This is a genomic window from Nitrospira marina (genome assembly GCF_059568365.1).
On the sequence record NZ_JCANTH010000001.1, the window covers coordinates 4192692 to 4216419 of the forward strand.

A 23728-nucleotide genomic window follows, 5' to 3' on the forward strand; every position below is an offset into this window, starting at 1 on the left:
TACCGGGTTTGAGGAAATAATGCCAAATGGGATGACATTCCCTTCCGACCTCTTACCGTATTATATAATTTGAAAAGGATTGAACCTACGATGAATGCGGAATCACGATGGAAAACGTTCTGGAGGCTACTTCCGGCCCACATGAAACAATGGGTATTGCTCATCTCGTTTTGTGGAGTGTTGGGAGGATGCGCCTCCATAGAATCCCCGGATAGTGCAGAACAGAGGGGCAGCGAATTTAATTGCGCAGTGGGAGATGTGACGCCGCATGGAGCCATCGTGTGGTTGCAAACCACTGGCGCCCAAACACTAAAAATCCAATACTCCCCTGACCCACAGTGGTCCACCTTTCAAGAAACCAAAATGGTGACAACCTCTCCGGAATCCGATTTCACCACCCACATTCCCCTGACGGCTTTGACCCCGAAAACACGGTATTGGTATCGGAGCCTGGAGCCGGGAAAAGATCCCGGACGACCGTGTCAATTCATCACGGCTCCACTTGAAGATGACGTGACGACCGTGACCTTTGTGGTTGGAGGAGATACGCGCCATAGTTTTCAACCTTTTTCAATTATGGAAACCATGCGCACGGTGAGTCCAGACTTTTTTGTGTTTTTGGGAGACACTATTTACGCGGACAAAGACACGCCTGCCCGAGAATTATCGGACTATTGGCACAAATATCGAGAAAACCGTGACGGATTGGCTCGACGGCTTTTGGCAGAAACAAGTGTCTATGCCATCTGGGACGATCACGAAGTGGACAGTGACTTCACTTCAACGAATCCACTCATGCCTATTGGTCGCGAGGCCTTTTTTACCTATTGGCCCGTTCGCCAATATACGCCGGATCCCACCCGTCTCTATCGGACATTTCGCTGGGGAAAAGCCGTGGAACTCTTTCTCCTGGATACCCGACAATATCGAAATCCGGCAACCAACACGATGTTGGGAGCTGATCAAAAACAATGGCTGCTAGCCCAGCTCGAGGCCTCTTCCGCCAGATTCAAATTTATTATCTCCTCCGTCCCCTTTTCCGATCCTCGGGTCGATAAATGGGGAGAATATCCCGATGAGCGAGATGAGATCTTGCGGTTTTTAGACAAAATGGGCATTACGGGGGTGGTGTTTCTTGCCGGTGATGTGCATCTTGGAGCGGTGAGTCGCATGCCTGGTTTGACGGATCGCAAAGAATTTATTTTCGGTCCGCTGGCGGCTCAGATGAATTACAAGATTTCTAATCGAGAGCCACGATTTGAGTACTTTAACGACGCCTCACGAAATTTTGGGAAAATCACCGTTGATCCTAATGGCTTGAAGCCATCGGTCCACATAGAGTGGTTTGATGCCAACAAGACCTTGCTTCACCAAGTCATCCTTGAAGAAAATTAAACCGGTTTCCTGTTCTCTCAGTTGGTGGAGCATGCCTTGAAAGCCGTTGTCATAACTCGATCACTTCCCCTCTCAGCCCCGGAATCTCTGGAAGATGTGGATCGTCCCAGCCCAGAGCTCCAAGAACGAGATCTGCGTGTGCAGGCAGAGCCCACTCCGTCAATCCCGTAGATTCCAAATATGGGGGATCGTGGACGCCACGGAATGGGTAGATCTCAACGCCCTCACACGAAAAAGCGCCACGTTTTCCTGGAAATTCAGGTTCACCCCCTTCTCTGTTTCAGCCCCAGAATAGGATTGAACAACACAGGAAATTGAAAACTGTTGTGGGGGCTCTCAATACAGGGGTTTCCCGGCAACAGCCCTTTTGAGAATGTGGGGGGTGCAAGGGCACTCGAATAATCCGCTCCCACCATGCTAGGGTTTCATTGATGTTCAGCCGCGGTGGTTCATGATGCCCACTCCTTCCCATTCATCTTCGTTGAAGAACCCGCCGGCATGGCTGTGTGAACTGCCGAAAAAAGATCCCTGGTCCAGACCATTTGCCGAAAGCCTGTTGACCCACTTGGATCTCTCTGAAGGCGCAACCATACTGGATGTGGCCTGTGGAGATGGGATTCCTGCCTTTTATCTCGCTCATCATGTTGGACCAGGTGGCCATGTCATTGGAATTGATGCCAATCACGCCCAACTCATTCGTGCCCGCGCCGTTCAGGGACCATATTTCCCCTGGCTGGAATTTTGCCTTGGGGATGTCCGAACCTTGCCCCCCGATCTTGGCCAATTCGATCGCATCACGGGCAACTTGTCCTTTATGTTTTTTCGGCCTCACCGTCTGGAGGCCCTTCAGCAATTGGCTCGATTTCTCAAGCCTGGAGGGCAATTGGTTCTCACATTCCCCTCCCTTGGAACGTTTGATTCCCTATGGAAACGCGTGGACCGGGAAATGACCCAACAAGGGCTCACGAAAGAACGAGAGGCATTTGCCGATTATCTCGCCGAACGGCCTTCGGCGGTGGATGCCCGAACATGGCTGGCAGCCTGCGGATTGGTCAACATTGACGTGACAGAATATCCCCTGGAAGTGCACACCGGTCCAGGTCAAGAGTTCCTGTATCATCCGTTGCTCCGTGGGGGATTCTTAGACGATGTCTATGAATGCTTCGCCGATCAAACATTGGCAGACCAATTCATGAATACGATTTCCCTCGACACCCGAAGCTTTGTGCCGCTTTTCGCGCAACGCTGTGTCATGGCTGGTTGGTTGCCAAAGTCATAAGCATCCTGGGGCCCAGACCGAATTCAACGAGCACGATTATTTTTCCACACGGCTCTTATAGAAGAGAAGGGAACTGGAAAATGGCAGAGGAAGTGACGCCGGATCGAATCATGCAATTGGGAATGGCCTTCTGGGGCTCCAAGACACTGTTGAGCGCCGTGGAACTCGGCGTCTTCTCCGAGTTGGCCAAACAGCCGCTTGATGCCCAGGCCCTGCAGGCACGTCTGGGGCTTCATCCTCGCAGTGCACGCGATTTTTTTGATGCACTCGTCGCACTGGGCATGTTGGATCGGCAGAATGGACATTATGCCAATACATCCGAGACAGACCTGTTTTTAGATAGAGCCAAACCCACCTACTTGGGAGGGTGGCTGGAAATGGTTAATTTCCGTCTTTACCGATTTTGGGGAAACCTGACCGAGGGATTACGGACCGGGCTACCGCAGAACGAAGTTAAAGAAGGCAAAAATTTCTTTGAAGAATTGTACAGCGATCCTCAGCGCCTGAAAGAGTTTTTAAGTTCCATGACAGGGTTGAGCATGGGAGCCAGCAGAAAGATCGCCTCTCAATTTCCCTGGAAACAATACCACACCTTCATTGATGTTGGATCCGCTCAAGGCGGATTAGCGGTGCAGGTGGGATTGGCGCATGAACATATCACCGGAGGTGGGTTTGATTTACCCGTCACGGGTCCGATTTTTAAGGAATACGTCCATTCCTTCGGACTGTCCTCCCGATTGCAATTTTATCCAGGAAATTTCTTCTCGGACCCCCTTCCAAAAGCCGAAGTGCTCTCAATGGGCCATATTCTCCACGACTGGAATTTGGAAGAAAAAAAAATGTTGATCGCCAAAGCTTTTGACGCCTTGCCCCCAAGCGGCGCCCTGATTATCTTCGAGTCGTTGATCGATGATGAGCGACGCTCAAACGCCTTCGGTCTCATGATGAGTTTGAATATGTTGATCGAGTTGCCAGGGGGGTTTGACTATACGGGTGCGGATTGCACCGGGTGGCTGCGGGAGGCCGGATTTCGCGAAACCCGCGTGGAGCATTTAATCGGAGCGGATTCCATGGTGGTAGGCATCAAATGAGAACGGTTTTGGGGGCTGATTCTCTCCCGATTTGAATGTAGGGAAAACCCTCACGGCCCACAAGATGGCAAACGAGATGAAATCGATTGTTCCCGATTATATGAATCATATGATTGGTGATTAATGCATTCCGATGGATGCCGCGACGGATCCTTCAAATACCACTGTGTTTGATGTCTCTGCATCGACTCATATCCTCTTTGAGCTCATCCCAGGCGTATCCGGCCATTCCCGTGGCACAAACAAATCCAACAATACAAAGGTTATAAAAAATTGATGACGATCCGAATCCTGTTTCATCAACTAAGCCTATCGCAACAATCTTTTGATATGCCAAATAACCCGCACCTCTGTCGGCAAATACACATGCAGGGATGAATCGGCCCTGATTCTGAAAGGTCGGAGGAGAAAGGTGAACACTTCGCGGTGGGTCGTCATGGCGGGAACGTTGATCGTTGTGTGTGCAGGAGGATGGTACGGAATGATTTGGATGCCGGGAAGCAGTTATCAAGGCGCCTTACCATTAGCGACCGACGAAATACGTGACTTGGAGCAAAAACTCCACACCCATGTCCACACGCTGAGCACACAAATCGGAGAACGCAATCTCTTTCACTACGACAAACTCATGCTCGCGGCCGAATACATTCGCGCTGAATTCAAAGCGGCCGGATATGATGTCCTCCGACAAAAATTCGACGTTTCCGGAAACATCTGTGAAAACATCGAAGCGGAGGTACGCGGGACGGATCGCCGGGAAGACATCCTTCTTATTGGCGCACACTATGATTCCGTCAAAGGGAGTCCCGGTGCGAATGATAACGGGACCGGAATCGCGGCGATGTTGACCCTGGCCAGGCTATTCGCCCAATCCCCTGTTTCTCGCACCCTCAGATTTGTGGCCTTCGCCAACGAAGAACCACCCTTTTTTCAAACCCCAAGCATGGGGAGCCGCGTATATGCCCAGCGCAGTCGCCAGCAGAATGAACGCATTATCCTCATGCTTAGCCTTGAAACCATTGGCTACTATACGGAGGCACCGAACAGCCAAAGATACCCACCGCCGCTCAGCCTCATTTACCCGTCAAAGGGAAATTTCATCGGTTTTGTGAGTAACCTTGCGAACAGGGATTGGGTGCAGCAGGCGGTAGGGTCCTTTCGACAGCACACCCAGTTTCCCTCAGAAGGGGCCGCGTTACCTGAATGGTTGCCCGGAGTTGGCTGGTCGGATCATTGGGCATTCTGGCAGGAAGGATTTCCGGCCCTCATGGTCACGGATACCGCTCTGTTTCGGGACCCGAATTACCACACCTCGAACGATACACTTGATCACATTCACTTCGACCACCTCGCACGAGTGGTCACCGGACTGCAACATGTCATCAGGGACTTGGCCAACCAACCATGACAAACGTCATGGTGAGATGATCCCGATATATCCTTGCGTTTCACTATTCCGTCTGTCACCTTTTCAAATTGCACCGCTATACAAAATTCTTTATCACCGTTCGACTTGAGAGCCACACCGATAGGAATGTGGCTCGGTCGGCAACCTACCTACGGGACACAACTGTATAGACAGCATCCACGACATGGACGATCACCAGAGATTGGCTAATGACAACCATCCCCTCTATCCAAGAGAGGGACCGGATTTCGGAAAATGCCGAACTCGAGTTTCTGAGGAATAAAATAATATGTCTATGACCTGGGAAAGGTGTTGGTGAAATCCAGGTTGAAATCTTGATAAATGATTTGAGCTGCATTTCGTCCTGGCGCCATCGTGACTCCGGCGCCCGGATGGCTACCCGATCCGCAAAGATACACGTTCGGGATGGGAGATCGATAGTTTCCCAACTCCAATTGGCTGCTCGTGTATGCACACGATCGGGAAGAACTCAGGGTCATGTGTCGCGGGTTGGCGAACCGCATCAAACCCGGAGGCCGTTTTGTCACCTTAATCACCAATCCTGCACTATATACGTGGCAATCTCATCCGCCGAACTACCGAAAATACGGCATTGAGGCCCAATTGCCCGAATCGGCTTATGAAGGGGCCCCGGTCGCCCTTACGGTACACTTAGAGGACCAATCGATTGTGATCGAAAATTATTATATGCCGATCGACGCACATGAGTCGGCGTTGCGCGATGCGGGGTTTCGAGATATCGCATTTCATAACATGACGCTTGCCCCCGATCCGAAAGTTGATGACGAAGGGGACTACTGTGACCATTGGCTGAAATATCCTTTTTTTATCTTGATCGACGGTATCAAGGCGTAAAGGCGCTCCGCATTGAACATCTCCACCACCCTTCATATGCCGGGAATAGGGTAGAAGTACTTGTCGTGTCGAGCAAACCCATGTATTTCCCACCGGTTCCGTTTGATTTGGCCGAGGCGGTGGAATGTTCCGATCTCGTGGATATGGCCTATGGCATGTACTACCAATGGGTACAGGACAAACCACATACGCCACTCGATTTGCATTGGCAACCTCCTCGTACCTCCCATTATCGCTTCGGCGAACCGATCTGGGGCAATTCCGAAGTGCTCGTATTCAGGGATTTGGAACCTTTTGCGTTGGTTGCCCAGCAGGACGACAAGGCCTATGCAATTTTTCGGGGGACCGAAACCCTGGAGGCTTGGTACAATGACGGGGAAATCAAACAAGTTTCTTACGAGCTGTCACACGTTTCCAATATTGGCCTCGTGCATGAGGGATTCTTTGACCTGTATAAATCCCTTCGTCAGTCCCTCTTATCGCAACTCAATTCGCTGGAAGGCATTCGCACGTTGTACATCACGGGCCACAGTCTGGGTGCAGCCTTGACCATGGTGTCCACACCGGACTTGATGGCCAACGCATTGACGCTACAGACACCAATAGTCTTTCAATATAATTTGGCGGGTCCCCGTGCCTGCGATCCAAAGCTGGCCACCTTTCTTAACACCGGCCTCGCTCAAATTTATCGGATTGTGAACAGTTGCGATCTGGTGCCGGAGGTGCCACCATCGGTGTACCTTGGATTTACGGAAAAGCTTCTGTACGAACATGTGGGCTACCCCGTAACCTACACCGCGCAATACGGGAACGTCCCCGGCAATCATGCTCATCACACCAGTTACAATTTCGCACTAAAAAACCCGAAACAGCCTCAGGGCCCTGTCTCTGGCACCTTATAAGGGGCCATTCGCCAGAGCTCATGTTGGAAATCATGTGAGATCATTGTAGACTTTTTGAATATTAAGCCTGTTCAACTGTTAAGAAATTCTTGTGCTTGTATGTCGTTCCTCCGCCATCTTTTTGAGGGTGATTCGGTCGACTTTGCCGGTGGGATTGAGCGGCATTTCAGCTATGAACTCAATTTCTTCCGGAGCTTTGTATCCCACCTTCGCCCGAGCAAACTGAATAAGCTCTTGGCTCGTCGGGCATATGGCCCCATCTTTCAGCGTAATGTACGCTCTCACGTTTTCCCCATGAACCGAATCATGCACCCCAACCACGCCAGCGTTATCGACCGCCTCATGCTCCAGTAGCGCCTCTTCAATTTCCTGAGGGCAAATATTAGAGCCATCATGAATAATGATTTGTTTCTTACGGCCGCAGAACCAGAGGTAGTCGTCTTGGTCCGCTTTTATGAGATCGCCAGTATCGAGCCATCCGTCGCGGATCGTGGCTTCTGTTGCCGCTGAGTTGTTCCAATAGCCAACCATTGTCGAGGGAGCTTTCACCCAGAGGCGCCCTTCCTCGCCATAGGATAACTCTCGACCATTTTCATCCTGAATGGAAAGGACAGCACCAGGGCACACACATCCAACCGAACCCAATTTATTGAGTCCTCTGATCGGATTCATCGTGATGGGGAATGCTTCGGTCATGCCAAATGCCTCATTAATAGGAAGACCCGCAATGTCAGTAAACTCCTTTTCTAATTCTGCTGGAACTTTATCTCCACCTGAAACACATAGCCTGAGGGAATGAAAGTCTTCTGGCTGGGCATTATGATCTCTCACTAGAGCGATCAACGCCGCTGGCAACATGGCTAACACAGTCGGCCGAGTATTGCGAAGTAATGGCAATAATTCGTCGCCATCGAACGTGCGGGCCACATCCACACGTGCCCCAACCGCAAGGCCAGCGAGCGAAAAAATAAGAGACCCAATGTGAGAAATAGAAGAACCGGGCAGGAGGATGTCGTCAGCGGTAAGCTCGAACGCTTTAATAAGGCTTGCGATCATCCAACCAAATGTTTCTAACGTGTGAGTCACACCTTTTGGCTTGCCGGTACTGCCGGAGGTGAAAAAGATAAAGGCCGGAGCGTTCGGATCCGGCTGACTCAGTTCACTTGTTTGTCTCTGTGGTTTGATCAACTCTTCAAAGCTGGGACTTCGCCCCAATGCTCCGTCCCACGATATGAGGCCGAATGGCAAATTCCCAGCCAGTTTGCTTTGAGCAATATCTTGGGTCCGTTCGGCGTGGGCAAAGAGTATCGAAGTCTGGCTAACTTCCAACGCATGGTCAATTTCTAGTGGAGTGTATCGGTAATTGAGGGGCGTGGCGACCAACCCGGCCTTGATACACGCGAGATAATGAACGAGCAGTGCGCCACGGTTGGGCATAAGAGACGCCACGCGGTCGCCGGCTTTCAGACCAAGACCCACGAGATTTGCTGCCAACTGGGTACTTGTGCGATCTAGTTCTCGCCAAGTCCAGCGGGTCGCTGCGGAGACAAGTGCAAATTCGTCCGGTTTGGTCTCCAGTCCGCATTTCAGGATCTGACCGGGATTAAACGATTTACTGAGCGGTGGTCCTATTATTGGCATTTTTTTTGATGTGCAAAGAAAAGCAGGGGTCCTAGCAATTGAGTGCACTGGGAATCAATGGCGCAGTTTGCCAAACTCGCCTCACTTAGACAAGGTCTATATCATTTACAGAGTTACGACCAAGCGGAGGAATAGTCGCAGCCAATGTGGAATTGCTCCCAACTCCCACCCGATGCACCGTCCTGTCTTTTGGGTATAACGTTTCGATCGGGTTGTTCGGCGGCACCACGCCATTGATAGCTGTGTGGATGATTACCAGGACGGACAATTCAATCATGCCGGCGTATTGGATCGCCATGGGCGGAGCGGTCACCTTGCTGACAGCAATCTTCCTTATTCGCGAAACGGCTTTCGTGACCCTTGACTGATTTGTATTCCCACCAGGAACTTCCCAGTCATTGATCTTTCGACATGGCATATTTCAGGATAGCGTTGTACCTTTGCGATCGCGATATAGACTGTTGACGCCATAGGGGTGATCCATAGATAAACCGCATCTCCTCGGTTTGTGTGTTCACTCTGTAAATCTTCCTTGGTAAGTATCTCCCACGTGTATCATGCTCTAGAAACAAGGCTGGGGCTTCTCTCCTCCTGTAGTTTCTGGAGGTGAATGAAAGATTCCGGTAATGACGATGATCGGATTGCGTGACGGATCCTCCTGCTCTGCCAATTTGTTATAGAGAGTGCCAAATTCCGGCACGGTCTGGAAGACTGAACAGCCGGCCAGACAGACCAATCCCAACACCATAAAAAAAATATCGGCCCATAAGAAAATACTCACCAAGAGGTTCAACCGGCTTTGACATGGGAAATCCCCAAAATCATGTCACAATAAAAATAAGTACAAAATTGAATCATGAATTTTTTTTAGATGACATCCATTTTATTGATCCTTTAAGGCATTTATGGTGGGATAGAACTGAGCGGAGGATAAAGTGAGAAATGGCTCGAATGGCGTGGGACAGGATTCTTAAAGAAATCAAATCGCTCAATCCCCAGAAGGATCATGAGCGCATCGTCTTTCTCTCCACCTGTTACGAATTTTCCTTCGACACGACCCGCGCTCTGGAGTTGGCCTTGTTTCGCACCTTTTGTGTGCCCAGTATTTCCGGGCTGCTGGATCGGACCGGAGAATTCGGGCGAAGAACTCAAAAACGCTATGACGACACCGACATTCTAGTCAGCGAATTGTTGGAATGGGGATACAGCAGTGAACGGGGACGGCGGGCCATCCAACGAATCAACCGGTTGCATGGACGTTTTTCGATTGCGAACGAAGACTTTCTGTATGTTCTCTCCACTTTTCTCTTCGAACCCATCCGGTGGAACCGGCGTTATGGCTGGCGACTTATGTGTGAGCAGGAACGCCTCGGTCTCTTTTACTTCTGGCGAGCCGTCGGACAAGGCATGCAGATCCAAGAAATTCCAGAGGATTACCAGACCTTTGAGCGTTTCAGTGTCGAGTATGAACGTGAACGATTTCGTTTCACTCCATCCAACCACCGTGTCGGAACCGCCACGGTTGAGCTGTTTGTAGGCTGGTTTCCAAGAATGCTGGCCCCGCTGGTCCGCTCGGCCATCTATGCCCTGTTGGAGCCTCCGCTCATTAGGGCATTCGGCTTTCCTGAACCGTCGCGATTGATGCGCTGGGCGGTGCCCTCATTCCTGAAGCTGCGAGCCGGTATATTGCGATACCTCCCACCCCGGCGGCATCCCCGGCTACGAACGGAGATGGTTCATCCTTCACATCCGGACGGTTATGTGATCGAACATCTGGGTCCGCCGGAGGAGACGAAAAGGAAATGAGGATAGGAAAGCTGGGCTGCCTATCTCTCATCCTCTTGTAGCGTGGCCACGCAAATACCATAAATTAACAGTTCTTCTCATAGGCCTATTCATTCACAAATGGGAGATTCAATCATGAAAATAGAGTCCATTAATTCATTCACACGACATTCTCGCCTGGGGTTTTGCTGCCTCCTGCTGGCGTTTCTTCTTACCGGTCTGACTGCCGGCTGTTCACATCAACCGTGGGACATCGACACTTACATCCAGAATCTTGAACGGCCTGAACGGGACGACTACCAACAGCCGGAAAAGGTTGTCGAAGCGTTGAACATCACGCCCGGTATGGTGGTGGCTGATGTGGGAGCAGGATCAGGGTACTTTACACGCCGGTTTGCCAAAACAGTTGGAGAGACAGGACAGGTGCTGGCCGTTGATATCGAGCAGAAAATGCTGGACTACAACAAACAGGATTTGGAGAAAATCGGGATGGCCAACCGGGCCACATTCATTCTGGCTAAACCGGACGATCCGTCACTTTCCGAAAACAGCGTGGACCTGGTCTTTCTGTGCAATGCGTATCATCACGTCGAACATCATGTGGATTATTGGGCCAAAATCAAATCCGCGTTAAAACCCAATGGACGAGTCGTCATCGTCGATTTCTACCACGATGAGCGGTCCGGCAAACTCAGCTTCTCCAAACACCATCTGGTCCCCAGGGAACGCGTCATTGAGAACATGGAGAAAGTGGGACTCACTCTGTCCAATGAGCACACCTTCCTCCCCCGTCAATATTTTTTGGAATTTAAGAGAGACTAATTCATATGCCCCTCCAAACTGTAGTGCTGCCAAAAAGCTTAGATTTTGAAGCTTTTGGCAACTTTCTCCAAGAAAATAACCTTTGGAACATTGGAGAGCCTCATCAATCAATAATGCTTGAGGCGAGGGGGCATGAATGGATCGAGCCGACTCCTCTTGCTGCTTTGGCTGTGGCTTTTTGTGAACGAAAAAATAGATACCAAGCTGAGATAGCCCTAAATGAATTCAGGGGAGCTAAGCACCCAGGATATTTCGAAAGAATGGGATTTTTTGATTTATTAAATCACCAATCACCTGTCTCCCCAGGAGTCCATCATGATCCGTCTGGTCGGTTTATACCTATAAAATTTTTTGATTCTCTTCAAGAGGTCGATGAATTAAAAAAACAAGCTGCAGGTCTTTTGGGGGTTGATTCAAGCATTGATCCTTTTCTTACTCGCGTCTTGGAAGAAGCAATGCGCAATGCAGTTCAACATGCAGGAGCGGGTCTTAGGTTGGTAGTTGCACAAAGATACCCTAGCCCTCCAGCTCGGATTCAGCTGGCAATCGTAGATTCTGGAATGGGGATACGGGCTTCATTGTTTAATAAATCCATATTTGCTGTGGGTGATGCAGAAAGAGCGCTTCGTTTAAGTATTCAAGCAGGGATAACTGGGAAGCGAGGGCAAACAACGGGGAATTACTTTGAACAAAATCAGGGATTTGGGCTGCATTTGTTAAATCGAATTGTCGAAGAAACATATGGAAAGTTTGCTCTGGCTACAGAGAATGTTCTTCGCTTTCAAAATGGAATACACACCAAATTTTTAAGAATTAAACCAATTAAGGGAACGATTCTTGGAATTGAACTTTTTGAAGACTACTTAAAGGATTGGGATTTTTGGGAATTACAAAACCGGTTAATTGGAGAAGTGCCTAAGTGAATCCCTTAAAAGTCTCGATGGGAAGCTTCCAAATTCATGCTCTTGGTACATGTTCAAATAACTCCAGACCTGACAGGCTCCACCTAGGGAAGTCTGGATAAAATTTATTTATTCTTTTTAACGCATATAGTATTTTTATACGTTAATTAGAATATTGTAATTTTATTCGTTTTGGCGCATAATAAAGGTGGAGGTAAAACATGTCCGACCTTGCACGCAATCCGAAACAGATCGGTAATGCGATCCGCCGGGCCCGTAAGCAACGCGGCTTGAGTCAGACGCAACTCGGAGAAAAGACCGGATTGCGCCAGGCGACGATATCCCTCATCGAGACGGGTAATCCGGCCGCGACGCTGGAGACGATTCTGACGGTGCTCAGCGTCCTCGATCTGGAGTTCCGGATCGCGCCGCGATCGAAGGGGACGGCGGCTGATATCGAGGATATTTTCTGATGGCCCGCAACCGCCGGCAGGCGCCGTTACGGGTGCTGCTGAACAATCGCCCGGTCGGTCAACTCCACAAGGCCACAAGCGGAGCCATTGCCTTTCAATACAACCCGGACTGGTTAGGATGGCCACACGCCCTACCGGTCTCACTCTCGCTTCCTTTGCGCGAGGACCCCTATAGAGGAGAACCGGTCGCTGCCGTGTTCGAGAATCTATTGCCGGATTCGGATGCGTTGCGCCATCGGGTTGCGGAAAAAGTCGGAGCGGACGGAACCGATGCCTATAGTCTGCTTGCTGCCATTGGCCGCGATTGTGTAGGAGCCTTACAGTTTGTCGGGGCTGACGATGCCGTGGAGGAGATCGACGATTCCGCCGCGATCACCGGGGAGCCCGTGAATGAGAATGCGATTGAAATGCTCCTCAACGGATTAGCCCAAACCCCTTTGGGCCTGAGCGGTGATGATGCGTTTCGGATATCACTGGCCGGAGCGCAGGAAAAGACCGCACTGCTCCGGCATAAGGGCAAATGGCTTAAGCCCCGAGGCACCACACCCACCTCCCATATTTTTAAAAAACAGATCGGCCGATTGCCGAACGGACTCGACCTCTCGAATAGCGTCGAGAATGAATTCTATTGCCTGAAACTGGCGGCCGCATTTGACCTGCCGGTCAACCGGGCGGACATCTACACGTTCGGAGAGACGAAATCGCTTGTGATCGAACGCTTCGACCGGCTCTGGACAAAAGACAAGCGGCTGTTGCGGCTACCGCAGGAGGATTGTTGCCAGGCGCTTTCGGTGCCGCCCACCCGAAAATATCAAAGTGAAGGCGGACCGGGAATGATCGAAGTGCTTGATCTGCTCAAGGGCAGCGATCACCCCCTTGAAGACCAGGAAACCGTGTTAAAGGCCCAAATCTTCTTCTGGCTCATTGGCGCAACGGACGGGCACGCCAAAAATTTCAGCATTTTTCTCAGTCCAGGGGGCAGTTACCACCTGACCCCCCTCTATGATGTCCTCACCGCTCAGCCCAGCTTCGAAATGCGTCAAATCGAAAGCAAACAGATGAAGCTAGCCATGTCGGTCGGGACCAAGCGGCACTATCGAATCGGCGACATTCTCGGGCGGCATTTTATTCAGACCGTGGAAGGGGCGGGACTGCCGAAAAGATTCGCCCTTGAGACTATTGAGAAAGTGGCTGATACAGCCGGGCAGGCATTGGAAGCCATCGAGCGCGTCCTACCGGTGGATTTCCCCGAGATCATTCACCGGGCGGTCAAAGCCGGCGTGACCAACCGTCTGTCCAAGTTGCGAATTGCGTAACTTGTAGGGGAGGGTACGTGCGGTGGACTCATCCGGCTATTCGGCCAGGTTTGTCATGGGCATGCCTCGCTGTTTCCAGCCTGACATGTGACCGTCCAGGTACACAATATTTTTATACCCCACCGTCCAGAGAGCGAATTTGCCGATCCACGCTCTCGGGCCATGCTCGCAATATACGACAATCGGCTCCTTCGGTGTGGCGTTGGTCTCCTTATGACGGCTCCAAATGGCGTAAAAAGGCAGATGCACAGCCCCGGGCACATGCCCGGCATCGTATTCACCTTGCGAGCGGACATCCACAATCACCGGAGCCGTGTGTGTTTCAATTGAGGCTAACAGTTGCTCGGGAGTCATATCGTGAAGGCCTTTCTCCGAACATGAGACAAGAGTGGTAAACACGACCAAACCGACACACCAAAGCAAGACGGTATCCAAATAGGGAACAAAGGGCAAACCTGTCAGGAAATTGAGAGATGATTTCCAAACTTTCGGAGTCAACAATTCACCGCAAGGCTGACCAAGATGGCTCCGCGTGATTCCCTCATCAATAAAAAAGCTTTGTGCCTTTCCGACATAGCAGGGAAAATCCTGTGAGCGGTCTTGCCACCTACGATGATCCGATTATCCACACATGAAGTGATCTATAGGTTGGGGTTCGCACTAATGCCCTCTGGTAAGCATTCATTGAAAAAAAGACTTCATTGGTCCATTATTCTTGATGTCCTATTCTGGGCGGAGAAAGCGGGGCCCGCTTCAGGGTAATCCATTGGGAGGTTATGTCGTGGACGAATCCGACGCCACACTCGCAATGGTCGTCACCAAGGTGCCAAAATCGCAAATCGCTGCAAGAGCTAATAGAAAGCCTACCGAAATGCCCTCAGTTGCGTCCTTCAGCGGTAGAAGCCACGCACAGCTCGTGGGAATGGGCGCCATGATGTTACCAACCTCGGTCCATCCGTTTTGATAGCTTGGGTCCTTTGCTTGTTCGACCGAGGCCCAAATACCGGTTGCCAGGAGACCCGTCCCTGCAACGCTCAGTGTAATGGGCCCTACCACAGGCGCGTATTTACAGTTCGCCTTCACCGATGAATAGATTGTAAAGGCCAGATTGAGAGCGACTGGGACGAACCCGGCACCCCAGTATGTCACAGTGGCCGTGTCTGCCTTCGACCAATCGGATGGTGACTTCTCCAGCACCTGATAAGGCACAGTGAACCCTTGAAACATCAGTGTCAGGACAATACCTGACCACGATAGGAAGGTGGCGATTGGATCTTCCTCGCCGTCGGATAGAGCAGCCAGACCATCGTTGGCGAGATCATCAGCCGTGTAAAGAAAATATGAGATGCCGGCGAGGAGCAACATGACCTCCTGGAGCGACGAGAGTTCTGCTGTTGGAAGCCCACCCTTGGGCAGTGCCTCTGTGTCTCCCGTTTTGAAGGACGGCCAAGGTATAGGAGAAGATGTAATGGTGCTGACCTGAGTGCTGGTAAAAGGAGGACTGGGCTTGGCAGGGTCACTCTTGGACCCAAATAACAGCTTATAGAGGATGGTGGCCGGCACCGCAAGGATCAGGCTGAGTACATCCAAGATGGTCAGGTCGTCTCCCGGATTCTCAGGTGTGCCCGTAATGACGTACTTGTACAACCACGAGAGTATGGGAATGTCGATAGTCTTGTTCAGAGCTGCCTGAAGAGTGGAGATTGCCGTGCCAAGCAGATTCAGCAGCGCAATGAGGATATCTTCGACCATATCCAACACGAACACCACAACATCTTCAGCGGCCTGAAGGAAGGCCAGCATGGCGACATCAAAGAACTTTTTCGGATTGTTTGTCTGAATCTGCAGAAAGTTCTGAAGCGATTGAGTCTTATCTTGGAAATCCTTGGCCTGGGCCTGAACCATGTTGTAGAGATTATCGAACGGACTCGTGTCTGCCAGAGGAGGCAACGCCGCGGCCAGGCTTGAGGTATTCGCAAAGTGATGCTGCGCCTTGGAAGAGACGTAATTACAACGTGCGGCATGGGCATGAAAGGTGTGATGGTACGGTTGCCCCTGCAGCACGATTGACGAGCCGCCCTTTTGCTTGTTTGCGTACTGGTTGAAAGACAGGCCTGATTCAAAGACCTGTTCAGCATTCGTAAAGGCATTCTTCACCTCACCTTGGAGCACAACGAACTTTTCCTTGATAACGGTCACCACATCCTGATCGCTTGCCTGCAAGTTTGTCATGACGGAATTGATGTAATACTTGATAACGGTATGCGTATTCAGGATATCGGACCACTCAAACAGTTCCTGTAAAAAGTGGATCACCGCCTGGATGACGTGAATGGCTTTCTTGATGTAATTAACAAGGACCTCAAGAAAGTCGCCGATGTCGTCAACGGTCTGAAGGACAAATTTCTTAACGGCGTTGCCAACAGTAATGATCACGTTCACCACATCGTTTTCGACGGTGTGAAGAATATGCACGATATCCTTGAACACGTGTTTAAAGAAATTCGCGACATCCCCCCAAAAATCGGAGAAAGAAAAGTCAGCCTCAACATCCGCGTGGGACCGTATACGATCCTGTGCCTCCTCAAGGGAAAGCGGTCGGACCCTCGGCTCGCCCTGCGCGGTGAAGTCGAGTTCCCAGTGCGGCATATCAAGTTGGCTCAGATCGAAATGAGCCGACGGTGCGGTCCTCTTCTGCCACATCAACTGCCCTGCAGTTTTGATGGTCGAAGCAACGGTATCGGCCTCCGGGTAGCCAGACGGCAGAACCCCGGCCTTTTCAAGAGAGGTTCCGGTGACAAGGAGACTTGGATCCTGACCTGCCAGACGGCTGAGGGTGCCTTGGTCGGCCGGACACGCTTTCCACTCGCCTGAGGACATGTAGTCGGGCACATTGATGCTTAGCACCGGCGCGGTCAGGGTCACAGCCCGTATAGCGACGGTCAACTTGCCCAGTGTGTTGGTGACGATCTGTGCAGGTTCCTGCGGACTGATATGATAAGCCAACTCATTGGCGATAATAACGGTCGCACGGTCTGCCATGATGTTCATCACCACTGAGGGTACCGGACTACCATACTGATCCACGGCGACAATTTCTGTACTGTACGTACTAACCGGCTGGGGTGCCTGGGCGGGCGGGGTGGGACCATCCAACTGCTGCACAAACCATGATCCATAGATCGAATTTTCTCCATTGGGCACTAACTTCTGGCTCAAGTGTTGGACGACTTCAGTGAGGCTGACATCGAACACCTCCGGACCATTCGGCATGACGGTGGGGCATGCGATGACTTTTAATGCGTTACCGAGTGGGACCCAGTTCTGGTTGAAGACCGGATTGCCGGACGACCCGGTCTCCGTTTGCCGCAACAACCAGAGCTGCCCCTGAAGATCGAGCGCGAACACCATGTAGCGGTTCTGACCATCAACACCGAGGGCCATGGACTGGACGCCGGACGGCGCCGTTCCCGTCGCAAGCAAATCCAAGGTCGTGGGGGCATCGGCGGAAAAATCTCCCACGTAGAACAATTGATCGTTGTTGGTACGCACCAAAAAGGCGCTTTGCCCCACTGTCGCCGGCAACCCATGGAACCGGGTAATTGTTAACGGACCCGTCGCGAGAGGAAAATTCTTCCATTGGGAGTTGGCCGCCCACTGGAACACCCCACCCACAATTCCACCGCACCGGTAATTGACCGTAGTCCCCTCCGCAGATGTTACCGGCTGCAATATGGTCAATTGGGTCGATTGCAGTCCGATGACGACAAGATATGCGGGAGTTGTCGAGGCGGTTTCCATTTCGAAGTTTTGCGTCCACAAATCAGTACTTTCATTACGGGAGATCAGAAAGAACGTGGGCTGCGCTTCTGTGACGGAAATGCCATAGAGGAAATGATTGCCCTTGGGATCGCGATACACATCCGCTTGCGTCGTCTTAGCCAAAATACCCGGTGGAGATGGCATGGAATTCCAGTAACCCTCCGATGAGCGCTGCATCCAGATAACGGACTGCGTGCTGCTTCCTGATGTTGCCGGATAAAAGACAAGAACGTTTAGCACTCCCTGGTCGTAAAACCCGAGGAGTGTCGAGATAGGGTTCGGGACCATGATTGGAATGGGCACAAGATTTTGGTTCCAGCCGGAGTGGGAGGTCTGATCCCGCACAAAATGCAGCACACTTGTGTTGTCATTCCCCACTGTGAGCAACTCGTTTACCAAGGTGCCGTCCACCTTGTTTGTGACGACGATAAATTTATCGGTGAGTTCGCTGGCAACCGGCGGAGTCATTACGAGCAAGTAGTCTTCGATCAAGCTCGAACTTACCGTCATACCAGAAGCGGTGCGTGTCATGTCTCCCTCCCTGGATTGGATGATGCGAACGCCATAAGAGCTGCGCGGCAGCACGATCGAAGTGCAAAGCCCGAAAGACGGCCGTTTCGGTCCGGTCTCCTCCTCCCGTAGTACTTCAACAGCTAGCCCTTTTCACATTGGAGTATCTGCATATAAGGAAGTCCGGTCGATGCCTTGCCGGATTCTCCGGAATAGTTTTGAGCCCCCGAAGGGCCGTAGCCCCATGCACGCCACCATGGAGCTTGACTTAATGACTTACTGTCAGGTGTAAAACTATCCGAAAACGAGTGCGCATGTGTGCGATCTTCATGTGGAGCTAAAGGATCTCCCCCGAATGTGGCAAGCGGGCTGCCCCCTGGAGGGAGACCGACCATGAACCGTCCCTGGGTTGCCGCCGGCTGGCTCCATCCGGAAGGGCAGTCAAGGCCTGCGGTAAATATGAGGACCCCGCTGGGAATGTCGCCCGAGCCGGGCCCCTCAGTCTTTATGCATACAAGAAGCTGCACGTATGGGACTTCAGAGGTAGAGGGCGCTGTCGTCCCGCTGAACGTATAGTTTCCCTCCGACGTCTGGCTATTGTCGCAACAGCCGTCAACGCCGTTAATATACGTGGAAGAAAGTGTAATGCTCGAGCTGAAACTGTGAGTATGGGTCCGATTTTCGCCGCTGGCGAGCGCGGCTTCGACTGTATGTTGTGTGGTCCCGTTCGGCATCACCGGAACGAGAAAACGCCCTGGCATTAGGTCTAGAAGTTTTCCTGTGGGAGTCCATCCTCCGGGACATTCCTTGGCGTTGAAGAAGGCGATGGCCTGATTTGGATACGGGTCCTGAGCATATACCACCGAAGGAACACTGAATACCGCCGCAACAAGAATCATGATGACGAGTGGTGCAGGCGAGAGTTTGTCGAGGAATTGTGGCAAGCTCGATACGCGCATAAGTACCCCCTTACTATTCTTTTTGACACACCACAAGTTGAATAAACGGCAGGTCTGATGTCCCTTGCATGTCTCCGGAGATAGTGTACTTCCCCGACTTGGCATACCTGTCATCACTGCCACCGGTGGCTAGTGCAGCATGCTTGTTGGGAAGCATGATATCGGCCGTGTAACTATGGACATGCTCCGGCGCCGTCTTGTCCTGAAGCGGAGTCCCGACCTTGACGCCAAGTTCCGATGAATATTGAACTGCGACCACGGCGCGTCCCTGGACGTTGGTGGCAACATTCCAGCCCGGGGGACATGATGTCGTGGTAAAGAACGCCACCATGCCGGAAGGTGTGCCATCAGTGCCCGAGGAATCGGTCGCGATGGCATTCGTTCCTGCTAGCAAACCGGCGACCACAGCTAACAGGACAAAGCCCTTGACGCACCGTTGACCGGGTTTGTTCCGCATGTCCATACCTCCTTGCAAGATTTTCCATTGGCGGCCGAGCCGAATGGTACACATCATATATTCAGAATGTCTATAATTTTTTTAAAGAGTTTGCCTCGAGAACACCAATGGATTTTTAATGGAGTCCATTCATATTTCCCTGATTTTATTGTTACTGCCAACACCGTTTTTCCCACTTCTGAAATACTATGTGGAACGTGCAAATTTCCAAACACGCTCATTGTATCGAGGCACATGTCAGCGTGATCAAAAATTCTTCTGGTCGAGAATGACAATTTTCCAGTGTTTCCCATTTTTTAACAAAATGAAACATGTCTTGATCCGCTATCCGGGGATACACACCAAAACTGATCATTCGTTGTAGCGGATTTAGAGAACTGGAAAAGGCGATGCTGCTGCTGACTTCTCACGGACACTTATGCGTTTCGTTCATTTCCATGAGCGCAGCTTAAGGACTTCGGTGATTTTGAATGGCTCAGATTCTGTGCCCAGTAAGTTGCCAAGAGCCGGCGAACCATTTGCTTTGCATCTTTTTTGGCATTTAATCCGAAATATGCCGAATACCTTCGTAAACCGTGGGACAAACATAATATCCGAGGGATTTACTTTTTTCGATTGAGGCTCGAAGATGGTTCAGGGTCATAGACCCCTTAGAGGGTTTCAGCCAAGCCGTCCTTCCGATACAATCCCTCTGAAATCAATGTTGCCTTCTACCCACTGGATTTGCCCCTCCTCTCCTGACATCTTTAGGAGCCTATCGCCAGGCGTGGTCCATGTGTGGCGGGTTCATTTGGATATGTCACCCCGGCAGGCTGCTCTCTACCGTGCCGACCTATCTGAGGAAGAACGGGCACGGGCAGAACGGTATCGGCTTCCTCACCACCAATACCAATTTATTTCAACCAGAGGCATTCTTCGAAATTTGATCGGTCACTATGCGGGAATTCCTCCTGGTACCCTCGGACTTGAGAACAACTTACAAGGGAAACCCTCTCTAATCGAACCACCACATCCGTCATTACAATTCAATGTCTCTCATACGAATGGAATGGCATTGCTGGCCTTCACGGTTGAACACGCTGTGGGGATTGATGTGGAACAGGTCAACCGGAATGTCAGCGATCAAAATATCGCCACAAGGTTTTTTTCTCCAGGAGAGGCGGCGTACCTTGCCACTATTTCACCTGACAAGCGGACGCAAGAGTTTTTGACCTACTGGACCTGCAAGGAAGCGTATCTCAAAATGCGTGGGATTGGATTATCGGGTGGAATGGCTCAATGTGAGATTGCCCTCGACCAGGACGGATTGAAGGCTACTGTTCGGTCAACACATGAACCCGATTGGAGAAACGACTGTTCACTTTTTCGCATCAATGCAGGCCAGGCCCACATCGGCGCCCTATCCGTAGACTGTCCTGCGGTTACAGTATTGTTTTGGGATTGGAAGGATTAAGGGAGAGTTGAACAAGCCCACCAGCGTCGTGCTCGCCCCTTTGCCCTGCTCACGTAATCACCTGCAGGGTTACGCGTCAAAAAGAGGTAAGGCTATCGAACGGAGCACGCCATACCGCGGCCTTGCCGGACAGAACTTTTTGCACCCCTCTCATTGCACTTGGTCGATCTGCAATGAAAGAGTCGGGTCTGAAACTGTTGGAATTGAATTAATCTACAGTTCTATTAATGCCCGGCCTCTCCTTTGAATTGAACAGGTTCGTTGCCTTGTAAATGGTCCGGGGTAAGATAGTAGGTGCCTTTGAGACTGGCATCCCAAATTGATTGAGCCGCCGGTTCATTCCCTCCGGTCAACAGATAAACAAAACCTCCAACTAATCCGCCCACGCCGGCATAGACCACTTTAAATGGCGTATACAAAATCGATAAGGCTCCACTCGCGATTTGAAGTCCCAGAGACGAATCGCCCGAGTTCCCTGAATTTTCGGCAACCACCGGCGCCGCCACATCAGACGCGGGCGTAACATCCTCAGCAACCGGTTCAGTTAAAAGGGTCACTTGCTCTTGTGCCATCTCGGTTGGCGGCCCCGGCTCTGACGGAGTAGCAGCACCTGGGTTAGGGGAATCCAATAGGACCGTCGCCGACTGAGTTGTGGTACGTGAGTTGGAGGAATCACCTGCTACCGGCGCCATTTGAGGAGCAGAAGGCTCGCTCGGACTCTCTGCGTTCACCTCCTGTTGCGCGGAGGGGGAGGACGCTGGTCTCTGCTGCCAGGCCTGTTCAAGGGCCAGAATGGTCAGATCTTGTATCACCGGCTCGGACACCACCACTGGGTCAGAACTCCAAGCCTTGCCTTCAAAGGCCACCTCGCCTGCACCGGTATTCATTCCAAGAATATCAACGGCGACCTTATTCATGGGTGGAGATCCCCCACTTAGGGGCTCTATTGTGGAATTCAACGAAGTTTCCTTTACATGCACAAATACCACCAATGTCGCCCCAACCTTACGAGCTCCCCCTAGAGCCTGAGCTTGTCCTTCCGTCCCATTTCGAGAGGCAAATTCCGGAACTCCCTCCTCTTGTACAACCTGTCGATTGACCACCAGTAATTGATGGGCGTTCAACCAATCCAAAGCCTGGTTGACGGCCGCCACATGATTCCCGCGTACCACCACCTTCGTTCCCGCGCTTGGTTGAGTAACCTGAAACCCTTCCTTTTTATAGGCTTCATTCCCGTTGGGACCGCCAGCGCATCCCAATGAAATACCAAAAGCTCCAAGCAGAACGATCAGGTTTCTAATGTGCCGACAACCTAGATCCGACATAGTGATGTTCCCTTCATTACCATTTCTCTTGTAAAGAGGCGCGTTTGTAGGCCCGATAAGGAGTTATTCAGAAATCCGGCTCAACAATCACGTGGCCCGGGGTTTCTGTCCAACATTCACATGAGTATGGGAGGCTTTTGCGTGTATGGTTCCTTTTCACATAAAAAGTTAGCATATGACGACCGTCTTGAAAAATTAAAATATCACAAATGGAGCCTTTACCGAGAGAGACCGGTTAATTTCTCTCTTTTCTGATAAAATAAGGAAAACTCCTTTTTGAAGATCTTCCTATCCCGGGAACGTCCATCACAGAAAAATAAGAATGGGTTTTAGCCTTTTGACTTATCTTTCACCAAACACTACATCTTTCCATCACTACTCTTATAGTGACTGGAATTGCGTGAGCCCCAGCTTCCCTAGTATGCTAATGAATTGAATGGTGCGGCCGATAGTCCTGCATAAACGATACACGCTCAAAATCTTTTCTTAAACTTGGCATGGCTTTACGAATTCTGTCATTTTTCATCGAAGGCGTCACCTGGCGAGTGGCGAAAACCCCTACGGGCTATTGCCACCGTGGCCTTTCAACCATGCCAGAGTGGATTCCGGGAATTCCCTCGGGCGTATCCAAGGATATTGTCGACAGCACCTTTCAACAATTTCCCTCTAATGATGACTCCCTCCAGCCCCACAACATCACATTCAAATTGACCTATCGTGTCGGGTCTTCCAATATTGAATGCTTTATCTTTTCCTCACCTGACGACGACCTCTTTTCTGTCAAGATTCCTCCTGGTACTTTCATTGCTCTTCAAGAAGCACTTCCATCCCAGACTATCCCACGCATGAGAATCGCCCGTTTGGCTGTGCAGCATGCGATTGCGTCTGGAATGCCAGGGATAGAACTTCTTCCAGGAAGTCCTATTTACGAATCAGTCAAATCGCAATTATCAGGATCCTGTCTGCAAAAGGCCCAAGTGTAAGCCTTCCGCTTTCTCTATCGAACTGACTTGTCCTCTCTCCATACCAGGCCGTTATCCAGGTATAACGTTTAAAATTTTTTTTGATGAACCAGATGGCAATTCTCTGAAAATTCTGATATTCGGCACAATCTGCCTTCTGATTCTCCCTAAAGCCCCGAGGTATCACCGGTTCTCTCGTCAATCATTGTGTTGTTGATAAAAAATAACACAAGATATACGGTGAGGGTATTCCCCAAGTCACATTACGTATGCAACAATAGGGTACATTTGCCCTAAAAGAACGAACAACTGATCCTAGAAAAAAGTTGAATGTTCTTATGGTGTTTCCG

21 protein-coding genes are annotated in these 23728 nt (G+C 50.9%); 14 read left to right on the forward strand and 7 right to left on the reverse strand.

From position 1 onward, the window contains the following. Positions 1-90 precede the first annotated feature (90 nt). The 6 genes from LX98_RS18095 to LX98_RS18120 all read left to right on the forward strand — a co-directional run bounded on the left by LX98_RS18095 (position 91) and on the right by LX98_RS18120 (position 6951). The gene (locus LX98_RS18095) at positions 91-1395 is read left to right on the forward strand and encodes an alkaline phosphatase D family protein (protein ID WP_496430181.1); all 1305 of its coding nucleotides are present in this window, start codon (positions 91-93) and stop codon (positions 1393-1395) included. 451 nt (positions 1396-1846) lie between these two features. After that, the gene (locus LX98_RS18100) at positions 1847-2674 is read left to right on the forward strand and encodes a methyltransferase domain-containing protein (RefSeq protein WP_496430182.1); all 828 of its coding nucleotides are present in this window, start codon (positions 1847-1849) and stop codon (positions 2672-2674) included. A gap of 80 nt (positions 2675-2754) precedes the next feature. Beyond that, the gene (locus tag LX98_RS18105; protein ID WP_496430183.1) at positions 2755-3765 is read left to right on the forward strand and encodes a methyltransferase; all 1011 of its coding nucleotides are present in this window, start codon (positions 2755-2757) and stop codon (positions 3763-3765) included. A 412-nt stretch (positions 3766-4177) separates the two neighbouring features. Then, positions 4178-5173 (forward strand): M28 family peptidase, encoded by a 996-nt coding sequence (locus LX98_RS18110; protein WP_496430184.1) that lies wholly within the window; start codon positions 4178-4180, stop codon positions 5171-5173. A 498-nt stretch (positions 5174-5671) separates the two neighbouring features. Next, complete coding sequence (locus LX98_RS18115; protein WP_496430185.1) at positions 5672-6049, forward strand: hypothetical protein; 378 nt, start codon at positions 5672-5674, stop codon at positions 6047-6049. Next, positions 6001-6951: a lipase family protein gene (locus LX98_RS18120; RefSeq protein WP_496430186.1), complete on the forward strand. Its 951-nt coding sequence runs from the start codon at positions 6001-6003 to the stop codon at positions 6949-6951. The genes LX98_RS18115 and LX98_RS18120 overlap by 49 nt, the downstream gene beginning before the upstream one ends. A gap of 78 nt (positions 6952-7029) precedes the next feature. Here LX98_RS18120 and LX98_RS18125 read toward each other — a convergent pair whose 3' ends face one another. After that, entirely contained in the window at positions 7030-8592 is a 1563-nt protein-coding gene (locus LX98_RS18125) for an AMP-binding protein (protein ID WP_496430187.1), read from the reverse strand. A gap of 146 nt (positions 8593-8738) precedes the next feature. Here LX98_RS18125 and LX98_RS18130 point away from each other — a divergent pair, with 146 nt between their 5' ends. Beyond that, positions 8739-8960, forward strand: a complete 222-nt coding sequence (locus tag LX98_RS18130) for a hypothetical protein (protein WP_496430188.1) — start codon at positions 8739-8741, stop codon at positions 8958-8960. Between the two features lie 194 nt (positions 8961-9154). Here LX98_RS18130 and LX98_RS18135 read toward each other — a convergent pair whose 3' ends face one another. Then, positions 9155-9373 carry a hypothetical protein gene (locus LX98_RS18135; RefSeq protein WP_496430189.1) on the reverse strand — a complete coding sequence of 73 codons (219 nt, stop codon included), beginning with the start codon at positions 9371-9373 and terminating at the stop codon, positions 9155-9157. Positions 9374-9534: 161 nt separating this feature from the next. Here LX98_RS18135 and LX98_RS18140 point away from each other — a divergent pair, with 161 nt between their 5' ends. From LX98_RS18140 to LX98_RS18160, 5 genes are all read left to right on the forward strand, one after another. After that, complete coding sequence (locus LX98_RS18140; protein ID WP_496430190.1) at positions 9535-10398, forward strand: oxygenase MpaB family protein; 864 nt, start codon at positions 9535-9537, stop codon at positions 10396-10398. Between the two features lie 114 nt (positions 10399-10512). Further along, positions 10513-11199, forward strand: coding sequence for a methyltransferase domain-containing protein (locus tag LX98_RS18145; protein ID WP_496430191.1), 687 nt, complete (start codon positions 10513-10515; stop codon positions 11197-11199). A 5-nt stretch (positions 11200-11204) separates the two neighbouring features. After that, positions 11205-12122 (forward strand): ATP-binding protein, encoded by a 918-nt coding sequence (locus LX98_RS18150; protein ID WP_496430192.1) that lies wholly within the window; start codon positions 11205-11207, stop codon positions 12120-12122. Between the two features lie 200 nt (positions 12123-12322). Then, entirely contained in the window at positions 12323-12574 is a 252-nt protein-coding gene (locus LX98_RS18155) for a helix-turn-helix domain-containing protein (protein ID WP_496430193.1), read from the forward strand. Beyond that, positions 12574-13890 carry a HipA domain-containing protein gene (locus tag LX98_RS18160; protein WP_496430194.1) on the forward strand — a complete coding sequence of 439 codons (1317 nt, stop codon included), beginning with the start codon at positions 12574-12576 and terminating at the stop codon, positions 13888-13890. The genes LX98_RS18155 and LX98_RS18160 overlap by 1 nt, the downstream gene beginning before the upstream one ends. 36 nt (positions 13891-13926) lie before the next feature. Here the strand turns inward: LX98_RS18160 and LX98_RS18165 are convergent, their stop codons facing one another. The 4 genes from LX98_RS18165 to LX98_RS18180 all read right to left on the reverse strand — a co-directional run bounded on the left by LX98_RS18165 (position 13927) and on the right by LX98_RS18180 (position 19638). Beyond that, positions 13927-14388 carry a rhodanese-like domain-containing protein gene (locus tag LX98_RS18165; RefSeq protein WP_496430195.1) on the reverse strand — a complete coding sequence of 154 codons (462 nt, stop codon included), beginning with the start codon at positions 14386-14388 and terminating at the stop codon, positions 13927-13929. 276 nt (positions 14389-14664) lie between these two features. Beyond that, positions 14665-18243 carry a hypothetical protein gene (locus LX98_RS18170; protein WP_496430196.1) on the reverse strand — a complete coding sequence of 1193 codons (3579 nt, stop codon included), beginning with the start codon at positions 18241-18243 and terminating at the stop codon, positions 14665-14667. Between the two features lie 122 nt (positions 18244-18365). After that, the gene (locus tag LX98_RS18175; protein ID WP_496430197.1) at positions 18366-19181 is read right to left on the reverse strand and encodes a hypothetical protein; all 816 of its coding nucleotides are present in this window, start codon (positions 19179-19181) and stop codon (positions 18366-18368) included. Positions 19182-19194: 13 nt separating this feature from the next. Then, positions 19195-19638: a hypothetical protein gene (locus tag LX98_RS18180; protein WP_496430198.1), complete on the reverse strand. Its 444-nt coding sequence runs from the start codon at positions 19636-19638 to the stop codon at positions 19195-19197. A 766-nt stretch (positions 19639-20404) separates the two neighbouring features. On the opposite strand from LX98_RS18180, the gene LX98_RS18185 reads away from it, so the two are divergent. Further along, entirely contained in the window at positions 20405-21091 is a 687-nt protein-coding gene (locus tag LX98_RS18185; RefSeq protein WP_496430199.1) for a 4'-phosphopantetheinyl transferase superfamily protein, read from the forward strand. A gap of 224 nt (positions 21092-21315) precedes the next feature. On the opposite strand, the gene LX98_RS18190 is transcribed toward LX98_RS18185, so the two are convergent. Continuing rightward, positions 21316-22416, reverse strand: coding sequence for a hypothetical protein (locus tag LX98_RS18190; RefSeq protein ID WP_496430200.1), 1101 nt, complete (start codon positions 22414-22416; stop codon positions 21316-21318). A gap of 497 nt (positions 22417-22913) precedes the next feature. Here LX98_RS18190 and LX98_RS18195 point away from each other — a divergent pair, with 497 nt between their 5' ends. Continuing rightward, complete coding sequence (locus LX98_RS18195; protein WP_496430201.1) at positions 22914-23399, forward strand: hypothetical protein; 486 nt, start codon at positions 22914-22916, stop codon at positions 23397-23399. Positions 23400-23728 lie beyond the last annotated feature (329 nt).